Below are 3,826 nucleotides of genomic sequence, written 5' to 3'. Positions count from 1 at the left end.
TCGGCCACCTCGAGGATGGGCATCCCGTAGATCGGGGAGCCCGGCGACGTCTTGGCGGCCGGATTCACGACGTCGTTTGCGCCCACCACGAGGGCAACGTCCATATTCCGGAACTCCGGATTCACTTCGGCCATTTCCTTCAGCGACTCGTACGGCACGTTCGCCTCCGCAAGCAGCACGTTCATGTGTCCGGGCATCCGACCGGCCACCGGATGGATCGCGAAGGACACCTCCACTCCTCTGGCTTCCAGCACATCCGCCAGCTCCGCGATGGTGTGCTGCCCCTGCGACACTGCAAGCCCATAGCCCGGGACAATCACCACCTGCTGCGCGTATCCAAGCATGACGGCCACGTCTTCGGGCCCGGATGCCCGAACCGGCCGCTCACTGACCGTCCCTGCCCCGGCGGTCGAGCCGCCACGGAACGCGCCGAACAGGATTCCTGCCACGCCGCGACCCATGGCTGCGGCCATCGCACGGGTCAGGATGGTGCCGCTCGCACCGACCAGTGTTCCGGCCACCAGCAGCAGCACGTTGTCGAGCACCACGCCGGACGCCGCAACCGCGAGACCGGTGAACGCGTTGAGCAGGGAGATGACAATCGGCACGTCCGCCCCGCCGACGGGTAGCACCAGCAGGACGCCCGCGGCGAGACCGAGCACCAGCAGGACCGTCGCCCACACCTGGTTCCCCGTCAACGTCACCAGGACAGCGGCAACCAGAAGCAGGATGACGACGGCGGACATCACCCAGCGCATGCCCCGGAAGATGACCGGACGCGTAGTCATCAGCTCCTGCAGCTTCGCCACGGTGACCCCCGAGCCTGCGAAAGACACTGCCCCCACCATGAGGGTGAAGACGACGGCGCCACGTACCCACACGCCGTCGTGCGCTGCCAGTTCGAGAATGGCCACCAGCGCGGCGGCGCCACCGCCCACACCGTTGAACAGCGCCACGAGCTGCGGCATCTGGGTCATCTGCACGCGGCGTGCGATAGGGGCCGCGATCACGGCTCCCACAGCGATGGCGATGAGAATGGCGGGCAGGTTTTGCAGCCGGGCGGAGAGGAAGACAGTGACGACGGCGAGCGCAGCACCCCCGGCACCGATCAGGTTGCCGCGGCGGGCAGTGCGCGGGGAGCTCAATCCCTTCAGTGCCAGGATGAAGCACACGGCGACAACGAGGTACAGCAGGGCTGTGGCTTCCGGCGCTAGAAGGTTCATGGGTCGAGCTTTCCTGCGGATTGTCCGGTCGATTGGCCCGGTTGATTCCGGCCTCGGAACATGTGGAGCATCCTGTCAGTCACCACGAACCCTCCGACCAGATTCACCGTCGCGAGCAGCACCGCTACCAGCGCGAGGCCCAGAGGCAGAAGCTCCGTGGCCTGACCCGCCACCAGGATCGCACCGACGAGGATAATTCCGTGGATCGCGTTGGCACCGGACATCAAGGGTGTGTGCAGCGTGCTTGTCACTTTGGACACCACTTCGAAACCGACGAACACGGCGAGCACGACAACGGTGAGCAGGGACGGCAGATCCATTAGCGCGTTCCTTTCAGCGCGGCCGCGGTGGGTTGGTGCGCCACCCTGCCCTCGTGGGTGAGGCAGGCGCCGGCCACGACGTCGTCGTCGAAGTCCGGCTCGACGCGCCCGTCCACGGTCATGAGCTCCACAAGGTTCGCGACATTGGCTGCGAACAGCCGGGACGCGTCGGCGGCCATCGCGGATGCAGCGTCCTTCATCCCCACCAGGGTGACGGTTCCGCCGGCTCCCGACACCAGGATGTCCTGCCCTGCCACGGAGCCTTGCACGTTGCCACCGGTTTCGGCGGCAAGGTCGACGACGACGGCACCGCCCTGCATCCCCTGAACCATGTCAGTGGTCACGAGCAACGGTGCCGGCCTGCCGGGGACGGCGGCAGTTGTGATCAGGACGTCGGAGGCCGCCACATGCGGGACGAGGAGCTCGCGCTGCCGCCGGGCCCGGTCCTCACCCATCTCCCGGGCGTAGCCGCCGGCGCCTTCGATGGCGTCGAGGTCGAGGTTGATGAATGTGCCGCCGAGGGAGGCGACCTCGTCCGCGGAGGAGGGGCGGACGTCGTACGCAGACACACGGGCGCCCAACCGCTTGGCTGTTCCGATGGCCTGCAGTCCCGCGACTCCCGCACCGAGCACAAGGACGCGTGCGGGTGGCACCGTGCCTGCAGCAGTCATGTACAGGGGAAAGAACCGGGGGAACCGGATCGCAGCCTCGAGGACCGCGCGGTATCCGGCGACAAGGGACTGGGAGGACAGTGCGTCCATCGACTGCGCGCGGGAGATCCGCGGGATGAGTTCCAGCGCAAACGACGTGACTCCGGCCTGTGCGAGGGCGGCGACCGTGTTCAGCTCCGTGGCGGGAGCTGCGAAGCCGACCGTGAAGGTGCCGGGCTGCAACATCCCCGCTTCTTCCGCAGTCAGGGGCGCAACGTGGCACAGGAGATCGACCTGGCCGAGTTGGGGAACGACGTCGGCGCCCGCTGTGCGGTACGCAGCATCATCATGGCCCGCCTGTACACCGGCCCCGGATTGCACGACGACGTCCAGGCCGAGTTTGGTAAGTTGGCGGACGGATGTGGGCGTCGCCGCCACGCGTCGCTCACCCGAACGGGTCTCCCGTTTCACTCCCACCAGCACGATCTGTCCCTTCCGAACGGGGCGCCGTCGCCCAATCGCTGGAACACAGCATCACACAGCAGGAGTGTTCGCGGAACGCAATAGCCCGGGCTGTTGCGGGAAGGTTATGCAGCCATGCCCTGCCAGGACCTAAACCTCCACCCACGCCTCGGACGGCTTCGGTGCCGGAAGTAGTCAGCGAACTGCATATTTTCAGCCGACCATCAGGTGGCGGCTGTAGCCTTTAAGAATCTTCGGGAACTTGGGGACCCTCCGCGGCTGGGAAGTCGGTTTCGACTTCAGGGATTTTTATGACCATCACTTCACCCGCACGCACGGTCCGCGTTGCCAAGCCGAACGACGTCGTCGCTTCCTACGCCACGCTTCTCAAGCAGGTGCGCAAGGAAGGCCTGCTCGCACGCAGGCGCGGCTTTTACCTTTCAGTCATGGCATTCCTCGGCCTGGCACTCGGCGCAGCATGGACGGGCTTCGCCCTCCTCGGCGATACGTGGTTCCAGCTCCTGATCGCAGGTGTTCTGGGAGTCGTGCTGACGCAGATCGCTTTCCTGGCACATGAGGCGTCCCACCGCCAGATCTTCGCCTCCCGCGGCGCCAACGACTGGTCGGGACGGATTCTTGCCGCCGGCGTCGTCGGTATCAGCTACCAGTGGTGGATGAACAAGCACTCCCGTCACCATAACGATCCGAATGTTGTGGGCAAGGATCCGGACATCGAGGTGGACACCATCTCCTTCCTGGAAGAGGACGCCGCCAAGGCTAAGGGCATCCAGGCGTGGATTACCCGCCGCCAGGGTTACTTGTTCTTTCCGCTCCTGACGCTCGAGGGCCTGAACCTGCATGCCCGCTCCATTGCCACTCTCTTCCGCCCCGGCGCAGTGCAGGGACGCTGGGTCGAGCTTGCGCTCCTCGCGGTCCGCTTCGGCTTGTACCTCGGAGTGCTGTTCTGGTTCCTGCCTGTGGGCATGGCTTTCGCTTTCATCGGCGTGCAGATGGCGGTCTTCGGCATCTACATGGGCGCTTCCTTCGCTCCCAACCACAAGGGCATGCCGGTCATCCCGCGTGACAGCAAGCTGGACTTCTTCCAGAAGCAGGTCCTCACCTCACGCAACATCCGCGGCGGCAACTTCATCAACAACGCCTTCGGCGGCCT

4 protein-coding genes are annotated in these 3,826 nt (G+C 65.7%); 1 reads left to right on the top strand and 3 read right to left on the bottom strand.

Annotated elements, in window-relative coordinates; all coding sequences use genetic code 11:
• From RIF85_RS15065 to RIF85_RS15055, 3 genes are all read right to left on the bottom strand, one after another.
• Positions 1-1,223, bottom strand: a 1,223-nt coding sequence (locus tag RIF85_RS15065; RefSeq protein WP_309072717.1) for an NAD(P)(+) transhydrogenase (Re/Si-specific) subunit beta, incomplete at its 3' end; no start/stop codon positions are given.
• The gene (locus RIF85_RS15060; protein ID WP_309072716.1) at positions 1,220-1,543 is read right to left on the bottom strand and encodes an NAD(P) transhydrogenase subunit alpha; all 324 of its coding nucleotides are present in this window, start codon (positions 1,541-1,543) and stop codon (positions 1,220-1,222) included. The genes RIF85_RS15060 and RIF85_RS15065, both read right to left, overlap by 4 nt.
• On the bottom strand, positions 1,543-2,676 hold the full coding sequence (locus RIF85_RS15055; RefSeq protein ID WP_309072715.1) for a Re/Si-specific NAD(P)(+) transhydrogenase subunit alpha: 1,134 nt from the start codon (positions 2,674-2,676) through the stop codon (positions 1,543-1,545). Before RIF85_RS15055 ends, RIF85_RS15060 begins: the two co-directional genes overlap by 1 nt.
• Before the next feature lie 290 nt (positions 2,677-2,966).
• Between RIF85_RS15055 and RIF85_RS15050 the strand changes: the two genes are divergently transcribed.
• On the top strand, positions 2,967-3,826 hold an 860-nt coding region (locus RIF85_RS15050), incomplete at its 3' end, for an acyl-CoA desaturase (protein ID WP_309072714.1).

The organism is Arthrobacter sp. (assembly GCF_031179385.1).
Lineage (GTDB): Bacteria > Actinomycetota > Actinomycetes > Actinomycetales > Micrococcaceae > Arthrobacter_D.
This window is presented reverse-complemented; position numbering and strand designations above follow the sequence as displayed.

Excerpts from the sequence above, each read along its gene's own strand:
- RIF85_RS15060 (WP_309072716.1), bottom strand. The coding sequence starts at position 1,543 with ATGGATCTGCCGTCCCTGCTCACCGTTGTCGTGCTCGCCGTGTTCGTC.